This is a genomic window from Lentzea sp. NPDC058436 (assembly GCF_042721515.1).
Classification (GTDB): domain Bacteria; phylum Actinomycetota; class Actinomycetes; order Mycobacteriales; family Pseudonocardiaceae; genus Lentzea.
The window spans coordinates 64,437-81,520 of the sequence record NZ_JBHXLF010000026.1; the positions used below are offsets into that span (position 1 = coordinate 64,437).

General features: G+C 69.1%; 18 protein-coding genes. 11 read left to right on the plus strand and 7 right to left on the minus strand.

Features of this window, described 5'->3' with window-relative positions:
- The 3 genes from ACFWN2_RS41735 to ACFWN2_RS41745 are packed head-to-tail and all read left to right on the plus strand — an operon-like array spanning position 1 to position 2,092.
- The gene (locus ACFWN2_RS41735) at positions 1–312 is read left to right on the plus strand and encodes an L-rhamnose mutarotase (protein ID WP_382436157.1); all 312 of its coding nucleotides are present in this window, start codon (positions 1–3) and stop codon (positions 310–312) included.
- A complete protein-coding gene (locus ACFWN2_RS41740) occupies positions 309–1,265 on the plus strand; it encodes an aldo/keto reductase (RefSeq protein WP_382436158.1) in 957 nt (318 codons plus the stop codon). Before ACFWN2_RS41735 ends, ACFWN2_RS41740 begins: the two co-directional genes overlap by 4 nt.
- Positions 1,262–2,092 carry an amidohydrolase family protein gene (locus ACFWN2_RS41745; RefSeq protein ID WP_382436160.1) on the plus strand — a complete coding sequence of 277 codons (831 nt, stop codon included), beginning with the start codon at positions 1,262–1,264 and terminating at the stop codon, positions 2,090–2,092. The genes ACFWN2_RS41740 and ACFWN2_RS41745 overlap by 4 nt, the downstream gene beginning before the upstream one ends.
- Here ACFWN2_RS41745 and dapA read toward each other — a convergent pair.
- Positions 2,089–2,946: a 4-hydroxy-tetrahydrodipicolinate synthase gene (gene dapA / locus ACFWN2_RS41750; RefSeq protein ID WP_382436162.1), complete on the minus strand. Its 858-nt coding sequence runs from the start codon at positions 2,944–2,946 to the stop codon at positions 2,089–2,091. The genes ACFWN2_RS41745 and dapA overlap by 4 nt on opposite strands.
- 71 nt (positions 2,947–3,017) lie before the next feature.
- On the opposite strand from dapA, the gene ACFWN2_RS41755 reads away from it, so the two are divergent.
- Genes ACFWN2_RS41755 through ACFWN2_RS41765 form a run of 3 tightly spaced genes read left to right on the plus strand, consistent with a single transcriptional unit; the run spans position 3,018 to position 4,945 of the window.
- Complete coding sequence (locus tag ACFWN2_RS41755) at positions 3,018–3,896, plus strand: LysR family transcriptional regulator (protein WP_382436163.1); 879 nt, start codon at positions 3,018–3,020, stop codon at positions 3,894–3,896.
- A 48-nt stretch (positions 3,897–3,944) separates the two neighbouring features.
- Entirely contained in the window at positions 3,945–4,757 is an 813-nt protein-coding gene (locus tag ACFWN2_RS41760; protein WP_382436164.1) for a helix-turn-helix domain-containing protein, read from the plus strand.
- Between the two features lie 8 nt (positions 4,758–4,765).
- Entirely contained in the window at positions 4,766–4,945 is a 180-nt protein-coding gene (locus ACFWN2_RS41765) for a DUF397 domain-containing protein (protein WP_382436166.1), read from the plus strand.
- On the opposite strand, the gene ACFWN2_RS41770 is transcribed toward ACFWN2_RS41765, so the two are convergent.
- Positions 4,942–5,616 (minus strand): FadR/GntR family transcriptional regulator, encoded by a 675-nt coding sequence (locus ACFWN2_RS41770; RefSeq protein ID WP_382436167.1) that lies wholly within the window; start codon positions 5,614–5,616, stop codon positions 4,942–4,944. The two genes, ACFWN2_RS41765 and ACFWN2_RS41770, sit on opposite strands and share 4 nt — an antisense overlap.
- Positions 5,617–5,805: 189 nt before the next feature.
- Between ACFWN2_RS41770 and nagA the strand changes: the two genes are divergently transcribed.
- From nagA to ACFWN2_RS41785, 3 genes are all read left to right on the plus strand, one after another.
- Positions 5,806–7,008 (plus strand): N-acetylglucosamine-6-phosphate deacetylase, encoded by a 1,203-nt coding sequence (gene nagA / locus ACFWN2_RS41775; RefSeq protein WP_382436168.1) that lies wholly within the window; start codon positions 5,806–5,808, stop codon positions 7,006–7,008.
- A gap of 234 nt (positions 7,009–7,242) precedes the next feature.
- Positions 7,243–7,842, plus strand: coding sequence for a hypothetical protein (locus ACFWN2_RS41780; RefSeq protein ID WP_382436170.1), 600 nt, complete (start codon positions 7,243–7,245; stop codon positions 7,840–7,842).
- A gap of 27 nt (positions 7,843–7,869) precedes the next feature.
- Positions 7,870–8,904, plus strand: coding sequence for a serine hydrolase domain-containing protein (locus ACFWN2_RS41785; protein ID WP_382436171.1), 1,035 nt, complete (start codon positions 7,870–7,872; stop codon positions 8,902–8,904).
- Positions 8,905–8,956: 52 nt separating this feature from the next.
- Here the strand turns inward: ACFWN2_RS41785 and ACFWN2_RS41790 are convergent, their stop codons facing one another.
- From ACFWN2_RS41790 to ACFWN2_RS41810, 5 genes are read right to left on the minus strand one after another with little or no spacing between them, the layout of a single operon-like run.
- Entirely contained in the window at positions 8,957–9,994 is a 1,038-nt protein-coding gene (locus ACFWN2_RS41790) for an SIS domain-containing protein (protein ID WP_382436172.1), read from the minus strand.
- Positions 9,991–11,409, minus strand: a complete 1,419-nt coding sequence (locus ACFWN2_RS41795) for a glycoside hydrolase family 3 protein (RefSeq protein ID WP_382436173.1) — start codon at positions 11,407–11,409, stop codon at positions 9,991–9,993. Before ACFWN2_RS41795 ends, ACFWN2_RS41790 begins: the two co-directional genes overlap by 4 nt.
- A 3-nt stretch (positions 11,410–11,412) precedes the next feature.
- Positions 11,413–12,231 carry a carbohydrate ABC transporter permease gene (locus tag ACFWN2_RS41800; RefSeq protein WP_382436175.1) on the minus strand — a complete coding sequence of 273 codons (819 nt, stop codon included), beginning with the start codon at positions 12,229–12,231 and terminating at the stop codon, positions 11,413–11,415.
- Entirely contained in the window at positions 12,231–13,229 is a 999-nt protein-coding gene (locus tag ACFWN2_RS41805) for a carbohydrate ABC transporter permease (RefSeq protein WP_382436177.1), read from the minus strand. Before ACFWN2_RS41805 ends, ACFWN2_RS41800 begins: the two co-directional genes overlap by 1 nt.
- 10 nt (positions 13,230–13,239) lie before the next feature.
- On the minus strand, positions 13,240–14,514 hold the full coding sequence (locus tag ACFWN2_RS41810) for an extracellular solute-binding protein (protein WP_382436178.1): 1,275 nt from the start codon (positions 14,512–14,514) through the stop codon (positions 13,240–13,242).
- A 222-nt stretch (positions 14,515–14,736) separates the two neighbouring features.
- Here ACFWN2_RS41810 and ACFWN2_RS41815 point away from each other — a divergent pair, with 222 nt between their 5' ends.
- Together ACFWN2_RS41815 and ACFWN2_RS41820 are read left to right on the plus strand one after the other, a co-directional pair.
- Positions 14,737–15,492 (plus strand): GntR family transcriptional regulator, encoded by a 756-nt coding sequence (locus tag ACFWN2_RS41815; RefSeq protein ID WP_089910302.1) that lies wholly within the window; start codon positions 14,737–14,739, stop codon positions 15,490–15,492.
- Positions 15,493–15,521: 29 nt separating this feature from the next.
- Positions 15,522–16,949 carry an MFS transporter gene (locus ACFWN2_RS41820; RefSeq protein ID WP_382436180.1) on the plus strand — a complete coding sequence of 476 codons (1,428 nt, stop codon included), beginning with the start codon at positions 15,522–15,524 and terminating at the stop codon, positions 16,947–16,949.
- Positions 16,950–17,084: the final 135 nt, after the last annotated feature.

The following is a 17,084-nucleotide window of genomic DNA, read 5'->3' on the forward strand; positions in this document are numbered from 1 at the left end:
TTGGAGACCGTTGCGTTGCACACCCGGCTGCGCGAGGGACGCGAGGCCGACTACGACCGCATCCACGCGACGATCCCGGCCGAGCTGGACGGGGCGTTGCGCGAGGCAGGGGTGTGGTCGTGGCGGATCTGGCGTTCCGGTCGCGAGCTGTTCCACCTCGTCGAGGTTGACGACTACCGCGCGATGCGCGCCTATTTGGCCGAGCACCCCGCCAACGTTCCGTGGCAGGCTCGGATGGCCGAACTGCTGGAGGTCGAGGACGACTACTCCGGCGCCGAACCCGCTGTGCGACTCGTGTGGGAGCTGCCGTGAAGGTCGCTGTGTCTCGTCTGGGCTTCGGCGGTGCGCCGATCGGCAACCTGTACCGGGAGATCTCCGACGACGAGGCGATCGGGGCGGTCGAGGCGGCGTGGCGGACCGGCGTCCGGTACTTCGACACCGCCCCGCACTACGGGCTCGGGCTGTCGGAACGGCGGATCGGTGAGGCTCTTCGGGGCAAGCCGCGCGACGAGTACGTGCTCTCGACCAAGATCGGGCGGGTGCTGGAGCCGTTCGACGGGTCCGGGTTCGACGACCAGGGGTTCGCGGTGCCGCGGAACTTCCGTCGTGTGCGGGACTACTCGGCCGACGGCGTGAAGCGCTCGCTGGAGTCCTCTTTGGAGCGTCTCGGAACGGATCGGGTGGAGATCGTCTACATCCACGACCCGGACGACTACTGGGACGTGGCGTTCTCCGAGGCCTACCCGGCGCTGGAGTCGTTGCGGTCACAGGGCGTTGTCGGGGCGATCGGCGTCGGCATGAACCAGTGGGAGATGCCGGAGCGGTTCGTTCGCGAGACCGACATCGACGTGGTGATGCTGGCCGGCCGGTACACGTTGCTGGAACAGCCTTCGCTGCCGTCGTTCTTCTCTGCGTGCGTCGAGCGCGGTGTGTCCGTGGTGGCGTGCGGGGTGTTCAACTCCGGACTGCTGTCGAAGCCCGTCGTGGCCGCCGACGCCAAGTACAACTACGAGGACGCGCCTGCCGAACTGGTCGTGCGGGCGCGGGACATCGCCGCGGTCTGCGAACGGCACGGGGTGACGTTGCCCGAGGTGGCGATCCAGTTCGCGCTCGGCCACCCCGCCGTGGTGTCGGTGGTGATCGGGTCGCGCAACGCCGGGCAGATGACGTCGAACGCGGCCTACTTCTCGGCCTCGATCCCGGACGGGCTGTGGGAGGAACTGAAGTCGTCGGGCCTCCTGGGTGCGGAGGTTCCGACGCCGTGATCGTCGACGCTCACCACCACCTGTGGGACCTGTCGGTGCGGGACCAGGACTGGATCACCGACCCGCCGATGGGAGCTATCCGACGGTCGTTCCTGGAGCCGGACTTCGTCGCGGTGGCGTCGGAGGTGTCGACGTCCGTGCTGGTGCAGACGGTGTGCGTGCCGGAGGAGACGCCGGAGTTCCTCGCCATCGCCGCGTCTTCGGACGTTGTCGGAGCGGTGGTGGGCTGGGTCGACCTGACGTCGGCTGGGGTGGGCGATGCGTTGGCCGAGCTGGTCGACAGCCCCGACGGTTCGTGGCTTCGCGGGATCCGGCACCAGGTGCAGGGTGAGCCGGACCCGGAGTGGTTGTGCCGCAAGGACGTCTGGAACGGCCTGCAGCAGGTCGGCGCGCACGGGCTGGTCTACGAGCTGCTGACGCTGCCGCACCAGATGCCCGCCGCGCGCCGGACCGTGGCCGCGTTGCCGCAGGTCCGGTTCGTGGTGGACCACTGCTCCAAACCCGCGATCGGCACGGATCCGGGGGAGTGGGCCGAGCTGGTCCGGTCGCTGGCGGCGCACGAGAACGTGACGTGCAAGCTGTCCGGGCTGGTCACCGAGGCCGACTGGACGTCGTGGGACGTCTCGCAGCTGCGGCCGTACTTCGAGGTCGTGCTGGACGCGTTCGGGCCGGAGCGGCTGATGTTCGGCTCGGACTGGCCGGTCGTCCTGCTGGCCGCCACCTACGACGAATGGCTTGGCGCGGCACGGGAACTGGTGTCGGAACTGACAGCCGGCGAGCAGGCCGCGATCTTCGCGGACACCGCTCGCCGGGTCTACGGGCTCTAGAACAGGGCCTTCAGCTCGTTGATCAGCTCGGGGGTCGCTCCGACGAGCGGCTCGCGGACCGGTCCGGACGGCAGGCCGAGCAGGTTCAGAGCGGCCTTGACCGCGACGGCACCGGGCTCGCGGGTCATGATCGCGGTGATCACCGGCAGCAGGGCCTGGTGGCGGCGCAGCGCTTCCTTGTTGTCGCCCTCGTCGTAGGCGTCGAGCATGGCCTTGATCTCGTTGCCGACGACGTGCCCGACGGTGCTGACCGTGCCGACGCCACCGATCGAGTACAGCGGCAGGATCAGCTCGTCGTTGCCGGAGTAGTAGTCGAGGCCGGTCTCGGCGATCACGCGGGCGGTCGCGAGCAGGTCGACCTTGCAGTCCTTCACGCCGACGATCCGCGGGTGCTCCGCCAGCTTGAGCAGCGTCTCGGTGTCGATCGCGGTGCCGGTGCGGCCGGGGATGTCGTAGAGCAGCGCCGGCAGCCCGGACGCGTTCGCCACCTGCCGGAAGTGGTTCTCGACGCCCTCCTGCGTGGGCTTGCTGTAGTACGGCGTCACGACCAGCAGGCCGTCGGCGCCGCTCTCCTCGGCCTGGTGGGAGAGCTCGATGGTGTGCCGCGTGGAGTTGGTGCCGACACCCGCGAGGATCTGCGTGCGGTCGCCGACGGCCTCCTTCACGGCCTTGATGACCTGCGCCTTCTCGGCGTCGGTCGTGGTGGGCGCCTCACCGGTCGTGCCGTTGACGACCAGGCCGTCGGCGCCACCTTTGTCGACGAGGTGCGCCGCCAGCTCCTGCGCACCCTTGAGGTCCAGGTCACCGTCGGGGGTGAACGGGGTGACCATCGCTACCAGCACTCGTCCGAACATGACTCCAGCGTGGCTCCAGTTTTCGCAAAGTTCCAGTTAGAAGTTCTGCTTGGAACGTTAAGCTGAGCTTTGTGTTGGATGTTCGCCGTCTTCGGCTGCTGCACGCCCTGTCCGTCCACGGCACGGTCACGGCCGCCGCGGAGGCCCTGCACGTGACCTCGCCGGCCGTGTCCCAGCAGCTCGCGGCACTGGAACGCGAGGCCGGTGTCGCGCTGGTCGAACGGGACGGGCGCCGCCTCGCGTTGACGCGCGCCGGGCACGTGCTGGCAGCCCACACGCAGCTCGTGCTGGACCAACTCGCCGCCGCCGAAGCGGATCTGGCTTCACTGCGGACTTCCGTCTCCGGTGTGGTGCGCGTCGGGGCGTTCGTGTCGGTCGCCGCCTTGCTGCCACGGGTGATCCAGGTGCTGCGGTCCGAGCACGGGTCCGATGTGGACCTGTTCGTGCACGAGATGGAACCGGAGGCGTCACTGCCCGCGTTGCGGCGCGGGGACATCGACATCGCGGTCATCCACTCGTACAACATCATGCCGCGCTCGCTGCCGGAGTCCTGCGAGTCGTTCGAACTGTTCGTGGAACCGGTGAACGTGGCGCTGCCGTTGTCGGATCCCTTGGTGCAGCAGGATTCCGTGGACCTGTCAGTGCTGGCCGACCGGCCGTGGATCATGCCGCGCACCGACGCGTCGTGCCACGAGCTGACGCAACGGGCCTGCGGGGCGGCCGGGTTCGTGCCGCGGGCGCAGGCGTACTGCGACGACTTCGGGGTGATGTGCGGGCTGGTCGAGGCGGGGCTCGGGGTGGCGCTGGTGCCCTCGGTGGCGCGGCGGCCCGGCGTGGCGTTGCGGCCGTTGACCCAGCAGGTGTTCCGGACGGTGTCGGCCGTCGTGCGGAACCGGGCGGACGGACAACCAGCCGTTCGAGTGGTCCTGGAACAGCTGCGGCAGGTCTAGGCGCAGTGAGAATCTCAGATTCCAGATCACGCCGATAACGTCTCATTCGTGTCCGAACCCACCTTCCGGCAGCGGCGCCTCGGCCGGGCTCTCCAGGCGCTGCGCGAGAGGGCACGGCTCAGCCAGAAGGACATCGCCGAGCGGCTGCGCTACAACATCGCGAAGGTCAGCCGCATCGAGAACGGCCAGGTGCCGGACTACTCCGCGTTCGAGACGATGCTCGACGTGTACGGCGTGATCGCCGACGACCAGGAGCCGTACGTCGAGATGTGGCAGCTCGCGGACGAGAAGGCCTGGTGGCACCAGTACCGGCTGGAGGACCAGGGATACATCAGCCTCGAACACGACGCCACGGTGATCCTGGCCTTCCAGGCGAGTTACGTCCCCGGCCTGCTGCAGACGACGAGGTACATGCGCGCGCTGTTCGCCAGCGTGCGCGCACCGCGGTCGAAGAGGTGGATCGAGGATCAGATCGCGATCCGAACACGCCGACGGCAGCGCCTCGAATGCGACAAGCCGGTCCGGTACCACGCGATCATCACGGAGTCCGCGCTTCGCCACGCAGACCGTGAACAGTTGTTGTACATCAACGAGGTGGCAGGGCTGCCCACCGTCACCGTGCAGGTCATCCTGGACTCGGTGGGGCTGCACGAGGGGTACAACGGTTCGTTCACCCTGCTGGACTTTCCTTACCCCAGCGACCCCCGCGTGCTGTACGTCGAGCACACCGAGGGGTCGATCCACATCGAAGATCCGGCTCGGGTGAAGTCGGCTACGCTTACTTTCAAGCACCTCTCGAAGCTGGCGTTGATCCCTGAGGAGTCCGCCGCGTTGATCGGGAGGCTGGCTGCCGAGAGGTAGGAGTCGAAGTGTCCGTCGTGTGGCGCAAGAGCAGCCGCAGCAACAGCGGGGGAAACGGCGACTGCGTCGAGGTGTCGCTGAACAGCTCCGCCGCGCTGGTGCGTGACTCCAAGAACAAGCCGTCGACCGTCGAGGTTCCCGGCTGGGGCGTGTTCCTGGACGCCGTCAAACGCGGCGACTTCGACTAGGCCAGGTCCGACAGCCACTGCTCGACGCCGGCCACGTGCACCGTGGACCAGCTGCGTGCGAGCTCCGGCTGGTGGGCGGCCAGCGCGTCCACGATCGCGCGGTGCTCCGCGACCGTCCGGTCGACGGCGTTGGACTGGGTGATGCCGCGCCAGATCCGCACCCGCACGGTGGGGCCGGCCAGCGTGTCGAGGAGCTGGGCCAGGTAGGCGTTGCCCGAGCACTGGGCGATGGCGCGGTGGAAGTCGAGGTCGTGCTCGACCAGTTCCTCGACGGACCTGGCGCTCTCGGCCGCGTCGCAGAGGGCGCGGAGCTTCACGATCTCGTCCGGTTCCACCCTTTGGGCGGCCATCGCGGCCGCCGCCGGTTCGAGAATCCGGCGAACCTGGAGCACTTCGAGGACCGAGTCCTCGCCGCGGTGCAGGTCGAGCACGAACGACAGAGCACCGAGCAGGTCGTCAGCCCTCAGCGACGAGACGTACGTGCCGTCGCCCTGGCGGACGTCGAGAACGCGCACGAGAGACAGGGCCTTGACGGCCTCGCGCAGCGAGTTGCGGGACAGTCCGAGGCGTTCTGCCAGGTCAGCCTCTCGCGGGAGGCGGTCGCCGGGCTTGAGCTCGCCCGAAACGATCATCTCCTTGACGCGCAGGATCGCATCGTCGGTGACTGCCACAGCACCCTCAACTCGTCGTAGACCTCGGATGTCTGGTGTCCAGTATGCGCCACGGATGGTCATCTTCGTGGCATCCCGGGCATTTCGGGCTTCATTCACCAATTATCTTGTGAGATGGTTATCTACTAACGACACGTGACGTGAACCCCAGTTGTGGCCATAATGGTCTGGACCATTCAAGGAGGGATCTTGGACGCCGTTGTCGCAGCACCGCGCGCATTGCTCGGTCGCACGATCGTCGGTCCTGCCTCGGTGCGGATCAGGGACGGCCGCATCGTCGAGGTGACCACCGGTGAAGCACCACCCGGCGCGGAGGTCCTGTCCGACGGCCTGCTGACGCCGGGCCTGGTCGACGTGCAGGTGAACGGCGCCGTCGGCGTCGACTTCGCCGAGGTGGACGCCCACGGGATGCGTTCCGTGGCCGAAGCTCTGCCGTCGACCGGTGTGACCCGGTTCCTGCCCACGTTGATCACCGCACCGGTCGACGTGGTCCTGAGGCAGGCCCGTGCCGTGCTCGCCGCTTCCGCCGCGTTGCCGGACGGAGTGGGTGCCCGGCCGCTGGGCGTACATCTCGAAGGCCCCTTCCTGTCGCCCAAACGGGCAGGGGTGCACGACCCGTCGTTCATGGTCGAGCCTGGTCCCGACCAGATCTCGGCACTGCTCGACGACGACCTGATCCGCAGGGCGCTGCGGATGGTGACGATGGCACCCGAGCAGCCGGGTGGTTTCGAAGCCGTCCGCCGGCTCGCCGAGGCCGGGGTGCTCGTCGCCGTCGGCCACTCGGACGCCACCGGTGAGCAGACGCGGGCCGCCGCGGACGCCGGGGCGCGGATGGTGACGCACCTGTTCAACGCCCAGAGGCCGTTGGGACACCGCGAACCCGGTGTGCCCGGCGTGGCTCTGGTCGACGAACGCTTCACCCTCGGCCTGATCGCGGACCTGGCCCACGTGGGCCCGGACGTGTGCCGGCTCGTGTTCAACGCGGCCGGGGCGCGGGTCGCGCTGGTCACCGATGCCGTCGCCGCCGCGGGGATGCCGCCCGGCCGCTACCACCTCGGTGGTGCGGACGTGCTGCTCACCGAGGACGGCGTCCCGCGTTCGCCGGAAGGCACGATCGCGGGCTCGGCGCTCACGCTGGACCGCGCCGTGCGGAACATCGTGTCCGTCGGTGTTCCGGTGGCCGACGCCCTCGCGTCGGCGACGATCGTGCCCGCCGAGGTCATCGGCGAGTCCGGTCTGGGCCGTCTCGCACCGGGTGCCGTCGCGGACCTGGTGTGGTGGGACGACGACCTGCGGCCCAAGAAGGTCTGGGTCGACGGCAGGGTCGTGTTCGACGCGGAGGTGCCCGTGGCGGCGCCTGTCGCGGCCGGGTACGCCACCGCGGGTCAGTAGAACTCAGCACGACGAGAAGGGCGCCTCTCCCGGTGGATCGGGGGAGGCGCCCTTTTTGGTGTTCGATCTCAATCCATTGCAACGCAACGTTGCGTTAGATCTCCAGCTCGTTGCAATGATAATGTGGCTTTGAGCTGCTTGAACTCAACTCCTGTGCAACGAGCTTGTTGTCTGGATGTGGAAACGCAACGTAGCGTTTCGGCTATCAGAAACAACGAGCCACAGGAGCCCGAGATGCACACCTTCGCCACCCCCGCCCCGATCGCCACCGTCCTCGACATCCCCGCCGGCCGGGTCCGGTTCATCGCCGCCGACCGCGCCGACACCTCCGTCGAGGTCCTCCCCGCCAACGCCGCGCAGAGCCGCGACGTGAAGGCCGCCGAGAAGGTCGGCGTCGACTTCGCCGACGGCGTCCTGCGCATCAGGTCCGAGGCCGGTCACAAGCTCCTCGGCTCGTCCGGGTCGGTCGAGATCACCGTCCAGCTGCCCGCCGGGTCGCGGGTCGAGGCCAGGGCCGCGGCCGCCGAGTTCCGCGGCGTCGGGCGCCTCGGTGACATCGCCTTCGAGGCCGCGCAGAGCGACATCAAGATCGACGAGGCCGCCGACGTGCGGCTGAACACCCAGGCCGGTGACGTCACCGTCGGCCGCCTCAACGGTTCCGCTGTGATCACCACCCTCAAGGGCAACATCACCGTCGCCACCGACCGCTCCGCCTCGCTCGACGCCGGCACCTCCTACGGCCGCGTCACCAACTCGCTGCGCAACGACGGCACGGACGGCATCACCATCCGCGCCACCACGTCGTACGGCGACATCACCGCCCGCAGCCTCTGAACCGCCGAAACCACAAGGAGAACGACGATGCAGAAGATCGCCCAGCAGATGGTCGACGCCGGCTTCACCGGTGTGGAGCTCCGCCTGCACGACGAAACGGGTGACCGGACCTGGAGGGCCGGGCTGAGCGAGATCGACGGGAACGCGGAACCCCCGCCGAACGGGCACGTGCGGATCGGCAGCAACACCAAGACGTTCGTCGCGGTCGCCGTGCTGCGGCTCGTGGCGGACGGCCTGGTCGAGCTGGACGGACCGGTGGACGACCACCTGCCCGAGTTCGGGATCGACCGCCGGATCACCGTGCGGATGCTGCTCCAGCACACCAGCGGGCTGTTCAACCACACCGGCGAGTACTACGAGGACGGCACGGTCGCGCCGGGAATCCTCTGGCAGGGCAAGGAGTTCGTGGAAGCCCGGTTCCAGACCCACGAGGCGGCGGACCTGGTGCGGTTCGCGCTGTCCAAGCCGGCGCGGTTCGAGCCGGGCACCGACTGGAGCTACGCCAACACCAACTACGTGATCGCCAGGCTGCTGGTCGAGAAGGTCACCGGCACGCCGCTCGCCGACGCACTGCGGAAGCTGGTCCTCGGACCGCTCGGGCTGAACGACACGTCGGTGCCGGCCGGTCCGGAGATCCCCGAGCCGCACGCCCACGCCTACTACCGCTACGACGACGGCGGTGAGCAGACGGTCGACGTCACGCGCATCGACCCGTCGTGGATCTCCAGCGGCGGCGACATGATCTCGACGACCGCGGACCTGCGGACGTTCATCACGGCGCTCGCGCGCGGTGAGCTCCTGCCGGCCCCGCTGCTCGCCGAGATGCTCGAACCGCACCCGAAGGTGCCGTACGGCCTGGGTGTGTTCGTGATGGAAACGGGCAGTGGCAAGGTGATCAGCCACAACGGCGGCGCGATCGGCCACGGCGCGTTGATGTACGCCACCGCAGACGGCAGCAAGACCCTGACCGCCGCGCTGAACTACGTCGACGACGCCGACCTGTCGCTGGCGCAGGCGTTCCAGGAGGTCACGAAGAACCTCGTCGAAGAGGTGTTCGGATAAGGAAAAAAGAGCCCGCCTGGGGGGACCAGGCGGGCTCTTCCGGTGGTGCGGCTCAGAGCGTGCGGGTGACCTTGTTCAGGCCGCGCGGGCTGTCCGGGTCGCCGCCGCGGGCCAGCGCCAGGCCGTACGCCAGGCGCTGCACGGGCAGGATCTCCAGCACCGGAGCCACTTCCTCGGCCGTCTCCGGGATCGGGATCGACAGCGTCGCCCCGACCTTCTCCGAGGCCGAGCCGACCGCCACGACGTCCGCGCCGCGCTGGTGCACCACGTCGAGGGCGTCGCGCAGCGAGTCGCCGCCCTTGCCCAGCGACGTGACGGCCAGCACCGCGGTCTCGCCGTCGACGGCGGCGACCGGGCCGTGCAGCAGGTCGGCGCCGCTGTACGCGCGGGCCGCCAGGTACGAGGTCTCGGCCAGCTTCAGGGACGCTTCCAGTGCCGTGGCGTAGGAGTAGCCGCGGCCGGTCGTCAGGACCCTGTCCACGAACCGGTAGCGGCGCACGGCCTCGTCCACGGTCGGGGCCGACGCGTCGAGCGTCACCTGGGCCAGCTCGCCCAGCGACGCGGCCGCCTCGCCGTTGCCGCCGCGCACCGCGTCGATCAGCAGGTACAGGGCCAGCAACGTCGCCGAGTAGGTCTTCGTGGCGGCGACCGCGTGCTCGACGCCCGCCGAGACGTCCACCGAGAGCTCGGCGGCCGCGTTCAGGGGCGAGTCGGGCGTGTTCGTCACGGCCACGGTCAGCGCGCCGCGCCTGCGGTAGGAGGCGGTGACCTCCAGCAGGTCGGGCGAGCCGCCGGACTGCGAGACCGTCACCAGCAGGACGTCGCGCAGGTCGGGCTCGGCGCCGTAGAGCGTGGTGGTCGACGCGGAGACCAGGCCCGCCGGGAGTTCGAGGAGGATCTCGGTCAGGTACTTCGCGTAGATCGCGGCGTGGTCGCTCGAACCGCGGGCCGCGAACAGCACGAAGCGCGGCGCGCGTTCGCGGATCACGGCCGCCACCTCGGCGATCGCCGAGCGCGACTCGTAGAGGGACGAGAAGATCGACGGCTGTGCGGCGATCTCCGCTGCCATGTGACGGCCTGGCGTGGTCATGTCGTGCCTTTCAGGATCAGCTCGGCCGCGGCTCGGAGGCTCACCCGAGAACCGCCGTGGGTGTCGATGCGGGCGACGCTGCCCAGGTCCGGACCAGGCACGCCGGTTTCGACGTGCACGACGTCCAGGTCCAGATTAGTTAAGTTTGTTACCAGTTGTCGAGCCGCCGTGTGGCGGTGCGCGTCCCGGGTCACGACCACAATCGTGCGGTCACCCGCGACTTTCGCAACTTCTTCCGCGGAGACGTCGCGCACGGCGATGATCTCCGTGCCCGGCAGCACCTCGTGCAGGTACGGGCCGAGGCCCCACGGGACGTCGCCGACCGCGATCGACGGATCCACGACGAGGTCGACGACCACCGGGCTCGATCCGACACTAACGCGGCCACGCACCTCGACGGCGCGTCGAGCCGCTGTGAGACCGATCTCGGCGTCGTGCGCGTCCACTGTGGACGGCGGGAGGCCCAGCGCCAGCGACCGCGCCGCAGCCTGGGTCAGGCGTTCCTCGGAGAGGTCGCCCGACTTGACCGCGCCGACGATCGAGTCGATCAGCCACTGGATGTCGTCGTCGTCCAGGGCGATGCCGCCGAGGCACAACGCGTCCACACCGGCGGCCAGCGCGCGCACAGCGCCCTGGGCGAGATCGCCGCCGACCGCCTTCATGTCCAGGCCGTCGGTGATCACCGCGCCGGTGAAGCCCAGCTCGGTGCGGAGCAGGTCGATCGCGTGCTTGTTCAGCGTCACCGGCTGCGGACCCCACTCGGGGATCACGAGGTGGCCGGTCATGATCGAGCGGACGCCCGCGTTCACGGCCGCCCGGAACGGCACGAGCTCCACGGCCCGCAGCTGCTCCTCGGTGCGGGGAAGCACCGGCAGCTGCTCGTGGGAGTCCTCAGTGGACGCTCCGTGGCCCGGGAAGTGCTTGGCGCAGGCGGCGACGCCCACGGTCTGCAGCCCCTCGACCCACGCGGCGACGTGCCGGGCGGCGAGCACCGGGTCCGAACCGAACGCGCGGACGCCGATGATCGGGTCGTCGAGGGTGAGCACCAGGTCCGCGGACGGCGCGAGGTTGAGCGAGATCCCGCACTTCGCCAGCCGGGACCCGATGGACGCGGCGACGGACCGGGTGAGGTCCAGGTCGTCCGCCGCGCCCAGCGCGTGGTTGCCCGGCACCTCGGAGCCGCGACCCGCGTCGAGACGCGTGACGTCGCCGCCCTCCTCGTCGATGCCGATCACCACGTCCGGGCGCACCGAACGGAGCTCGCCGCACAGGGAGGTCACCTGGGCGTCGTCGACGACGTTGCGCCCGAAGAGCACAACGCCGCCGAGGCCGTCAGCGACCCTCCGCAGCAACCAGTCGGGAGCGGTCGTTCCGTGGAATCCGGGAAGCAGAACGGCAGCGGCCAACTGATCCACGCGTCACCCCTTCACGGCACCGGCTGTCACGCCGGCGACCATCTTGCGTTGAACGATCAGGAAGAACACCAGCGCGGGCACGGTGAACAGGACGGACGCGGCCATCGCGCCACCCCAGTCGGTGCCGAACGCCGTCTGGAACCCGGACAGCCACACCGGCAGCGTCTCCAGGTCCTGGCTGCGGATCAGCACCTTGGCGAACAGGAACTCGTTCCACGCGGTGATGAACGCGAACACCGAGGTGGCCACGAGACCCGGCCCCAGCAGCGGCAGCGTCACCTTCTGGAACGCCTTCCAGCGCCCGCAGCCGTCGACCATCGCGGCTTCCTCGAGCTCGATCGGGATGCCGTTGACGAACCCGCGCAACGTCCACGCGCAGAACGGCAGCGTCACCGCGAAGTACACGAGGATCAGCGACGAGAGGTGTTCGTAGAGCTGCAGGTCCCGCATCATCAGGAACATCGGGATCAGCAACGCCTCGAACGGCGCCATCTGCGCGACCAGCATCAGCAGCACGAAGCTCTTGCGGCCGCGGAACGCGAAGCGCGACATGGCGACCGCCGCCGTGATGCCGATGACGATCGCGGCGAGCACCGCGGTCAGCGTCACCAGGAGGCTGTTGCCCAGCGAGGACAGGAAGCCCGGCTTCGTCCACGCCGTCACGAAGTTGGTGAACGTCACCGAGAACGGGATCAGGTCGTAGTCCGACGTGATCGTCGATCCCTTGGGCTTCAACGCCGTCGTGATCATCCAGTACGTCGGGAAGAGGAAGAACAGAGCGAGTGCGAGACCAACGACGTTGGCCGCCGACTTCTTGAGCATCAGATCTTCCCCTCCTCGGTCTGCAGCAGCTTGCGCAGGTACTGGAACGTGATCAGGCCCAGGATGATCATCATCAGCACGGAGATCGCGGCCGCGACGCCGAAGTGGCTCTTCGCGATGCCCTCCAGGTACTGCAGGACCGGCAGCGTCGTGCTCTGCCCGCTGGGACCGCCCTCGCGGAACACCCAGATCTGGGCGAACACCTTGAAGTCCCACAACGTCGACAGGAACGTCACCATCATCAGCAGCGACTTGATCTCCGGCCACGTCACCGCGCGGAACGTCTGCCACGGGGAGGCGCCGTCGATGCCCGCCGCCTCGTAGAGGTCACGAGGGATGCCGACGAGCCCGGCGTACAGCGAGAAGGCGAGGAAGGGGATCGCCTGCCAGATGATCAACAGGCCGACGACGGACAGCGTCGACGTGCCGGAGGAGAACCACGAGTAGCCGGCGAACGAGTCGAAACCCAGCTGCACCAGCGTCTTGTTCAAGATGCCGTAGTTCTGGTCGAACATCCACTGGTAGACCGTGGTGGACGCGAGGATCGGCATGGCCCACGCGCAGAGCATCGCGACCTGCAGCGCGATCCGCACCCACGGTGTCAGAACGCGCATCAGCAGGGCGATGCCGAGGCCGATGCCCACCGACGCGCCGACGACGGAGACGGTGAACAGGACGGTGCGCAGCGAGACTTCCCAGAAGCGCTCGTCCTGCAGCACGGTCACGTAGTTGTCGAGGCCCGTCCACACGATCTCGCCGCGGACCAGCTCGCCGAGGTTCAGCTGGCGGAAGCTCGTCACGAAGACGGAGACGACCGGCCAGCCGATCAGCCAGAGGATCGCGATGAGAGCGGGAGCGAGCAGCAGGTAGGGCAACGCCCGGTCGAAGGCGCTGCCCCGGCGGCGGCGCTTGCGCGCCCCACCTGTCACGGCAGGCGGCAGCGCCGGAGGGATGTCCCCTGCCGGCGCTGCCGTTTCGGTCGTTTTGACGGCCGTCATCTCAGCTTGGCTAGGCCATGGCCTTGGTGATGGCGTCGCTCGCGTCCTTCGTTGCCTGGTCCAGCGACTTCGCGCCGGTCAGGTACGCGGTGAGCGCGTCCTTGAGCGGGTTCTGGCCCGCCTCGACGGCCGCCCACTTCGGCGTCACCGGGGTGACCTTGCCGTTGGGGGAGGAGGCCGCGAGAGCCTTGCCGACCGCGTTGGTGGCCAGCTTGGCGGTGTCCTTCGAGGTGCCCGGAACCGCGCCGCCCTCGGCGAGCAGGTCCTGGTACTTCTTGGAGGACAGCAGGGCCAGGTACTTCTTGGCCGCGTCCGCGTTCTTGGTGGACGCCGGGATGGCGAGGTTCGAGCCGCCCAGGAACACGGGAGCGGACGAGCCGGCCTTCTTGGACGGGATCGGGAACGCCGAGGTCTTGTCGGCCAGGTCCGCCTTCGCCTTCACGGCGCCGGCGAGCTCCCACGGGAGACCGACCATCATGCCGACGTTGCCCGTGCCGAAGACCTCCATCTGCTGGGGCTTCGCCTCGTCGATGTCAGCCGGGACCTTCTTGGCTGCCGACGCGTCGTAGATCGCCTTGTAGGCCTCGAAGCCGGCCTTCGCCTGCGGGGTGTCCAGCGTGCCGGTCCACTTGCCGCCGTCCTGCTTGGCGATGTCGCCGCCCTCGTCCCAGATCAGGGAGAGCAGGAAGTACCAGGACTGACCAGGCAGGTACAGGGCCTGGAAGTCCGGGTTGGACGCGTTCGCGGCCTTGAGCTTGTTGATCGCGTCGATCCACTCGGTGCGCGAGGTCGGAGGCGCCGTGACGCCCGCGGCCTGCAGCAGGTCCGTGCGGTAGATGACGGTGCGGTTCGCGGCGTAGAACGGAACGCCGTACTGCTTGCCGTTCAGCGTCAGCGAGTCCTTGAGACCGCCGAGCCACTCGCCACCGTTGAACTGGCTCGCGTCAGCGGTCAGGTCGGCCAGCGTGCCCTGGTCGGCGAAGGACGCCGTCTGGGTGTTGCCGAGCTCGATGACGTCCGGCGGCGTGCTGCTGGCCAGCGCGGTGGTCAGCTTCTCCTGGATGCCGGTCCACTTCTGGACCTCGTACTTGACCTTGATGCCGTTCGCCGACTCGAACTCCTTGTTCAAGGCGTCGGTCAGGGTCGGCGCCGCGGAGCCGTCCATGAGCCACACGGTGATCTCTTTGGTCTCCGTGCTGCCACCGCTGCTCGTGCTCGTGCCACAGCCTGACACGGCCACTGCCAGCGCGGCGGCACCGACAGCGAGTCCTCTCCAGCCCTTCACAGTTCGCGCCCTTTCACCAGCCCGGCACGAGGCCGGAACGTCCAAGTGGTGTAGACCAATGCGGAACAGCGTGTGCTGCGTCACCGCGTCTGTCAAGCGCGTGACCAAGACGTTGCGAAGTCATCGGACGAATTTCGGGACTGATGTCGGGGGTTCGGACGCACGAATCGACACGGACAAGGCATCCTTGTGATGCGTGACATGGAGTGCGAGGAGGAGGCCATGCTGGAGACGACGCCTGCATCAGGCGTGGACGCCAGGACGCGTGCGCAACGCGAACCCAAGTACTGGGGTCTCAAGCGGCACCTGCTCGACCTGTTGAGGGCGCTGCCGCCCGGTTCGCCGATCCCCACGGAACGGTCGCTGGCCGCGGAGTTCGACGTCTCCAGGACGACCGTCCGCCAGGCGCTCGCCGAGCTGACGGTCGAGGGCCGGCTGCTCAGGGTGCAGGGCAAAGGCACGTTCGCGGCGGAACCGAAGGTCGCCCAGAGACTGCAGCTGTCTTCGTACACAGAGGACATGCGCGCCCAGGGCCGTGTGCCGTCGTCGAAGCTGATCGAGGCCTCCGAGATGCCCGCGGAGGCCGAGCTCGCCCGGCTGCTCGGCGTGCGTCCCGGCGCCAAGGTCCTGCGGCTGCACCGCCTGCGTCTCGCCGACAACGAGCCGATGGCCATCGAGACGACCCACCTCGCGCTGGGCCGCTTCCGCGGGCTGCGCCGGTACCTGGCGCCCGGCGCCTCGCTGTACCAGGTGCTGTCCGAGCGGTTCGGTGTCGAGATGGGACACGCCGAGGAGACGATCGAGACCGCGCTGGCGTCGCCTGAAGAGGCAGAACTGCTCGGCGCCGACATCGGTCTGCCGATGCTGCTGCTGTCGCGGCACTCGTACGACACCGACGGCAATCCGATCGAGTGGGTGCGTTCGGTCTACCGCGGCGACCGCTACAAGTTCGTCGCCACGCTGAACCGGCCGTCTTGATCGCCTGGGGCACGCCACGAGCCCGTTGGGTGCTGGTGACGACCATCCTCGGCTCGGGCATGGCGATGCTCGACGGGACGATCGTCAACGTGGCGCTGCCCCGGATCGGCGCGGAGTTCGACGCGTCGGTCACCGACCTGCAGTGGATCCTGAACGGGTACCTGCTGGCCCTGGCCTCGCTGATCCTGATCGCCGGGTCGCTCGGCGACAGGTTCGGCCGGCGGCGCGTCTACGTCGTCGGCGTGATCTGGTTCGGCGTCGCGTCGCTGCTGTGCGGCGCCGCGTGGAACGTCCCGATGCTGGTGGCGGCCCGTGTGCTGCAGGGCGTGGGCGCGGCGCTGCTGACACCCGGCGCGCTGGCGATCCTGCAGTCGTCGTTCAACCGGGAGGACCGCTCGCGCGCGATCGGCGCGTGGTCAGGACTCTCCGGCGTGGCCACCGCCGTCGGCCCGCTGGTCGGCGGGCTGCTCGTGCAGGCCTGGTCGTGGCGGCTCGCGTTCCTGGTGAACCTGCCGGTGGCGGCCCTGTGCGTGTTCCTCGCGCTGCGGTTCGTGCCGGAGTCGCAGGACGACGAGGCGGGCCACCCGAACTACCTGTCCGCGCTGGTCGGCGCGCTGGGCCTGGCGCTGCTGACGGCCGGGCTCGTCGAGCAGTCGTACCTGGTGGCCGCCGCCGGACTGGCCGCGATGATCGCGTTCGGTGTCGTGCAGAAGCGCTCTTCGGACCCGCTGGTGCCGCCGGAGCTGTTCCGCAACCGGACGTTCCTGGTCTCCAACGTCCTGACGTTCCTCGTCTACGCGGCACTGGGCGGCGTGATGGTGCTGCTCGTGCTGCAGCTCCAGATCTCACTGGGCTACTCGCCGACGGCGTCGGGCCTGGCCAGCGTGCCGATCACGATCATCATGCTGCTGGCCTCGTCGACGTCCGGGCGCCTCGCCCAGCGCTACGGGCCCCGGTTGCAGCTGATCGTCGGCCCGATCCTCGTCGGCCTGGGGATGCTGCTGCTCCGCAACGCCGAGCCCGGCGCCTCGTACGTCCTCGGCGTGCTGCCCGGCGTGCTCGTGTTCGGCATCGGCCTGGCGGTCGTGGTCGCCCCGGTGACGGCCACCGTGCTCGCCTCCGCCGCTGATCACCACGCGGGGGTGGCGTCCGGCGTGAACAACGCCGTGGCCCGCACCGGCGGCCTGCTCGCGACGGCCGTGCTGCCCGCGGCCGTCGGCTTGACGGGCGACGACTACACGAACCCGGCCGTCATGACCGCCGGGTGGGAGATGGCGCTCGTGCTGTGCGCGGTGGCGGCGATCCTTGGTGGTGTGCTCGCGTTCGGTGTGGACAACCGGGTGCTGGCGGCGGCGCCTGAGCAGCAGGAGGCGCCGCATCCCGGCGAGTGCCTGCACTGCGGGGTGGAGGGGCCGCCCACGCACATCCGGTCTGGTGGGGAGAAGGCGCAGCTCTAGGGGCCGGGGGGCAGGGAGGACTGGGCGACGGGACCGCTCGCGCCAGCCGGAACCCCGCAGCCGTCCGAGCCCGCAGCCCGGCAGCCGCCCTAGCCCGCAACTCCGCAACTCCCCGCGGCCGCCTGAGCGCTCAGC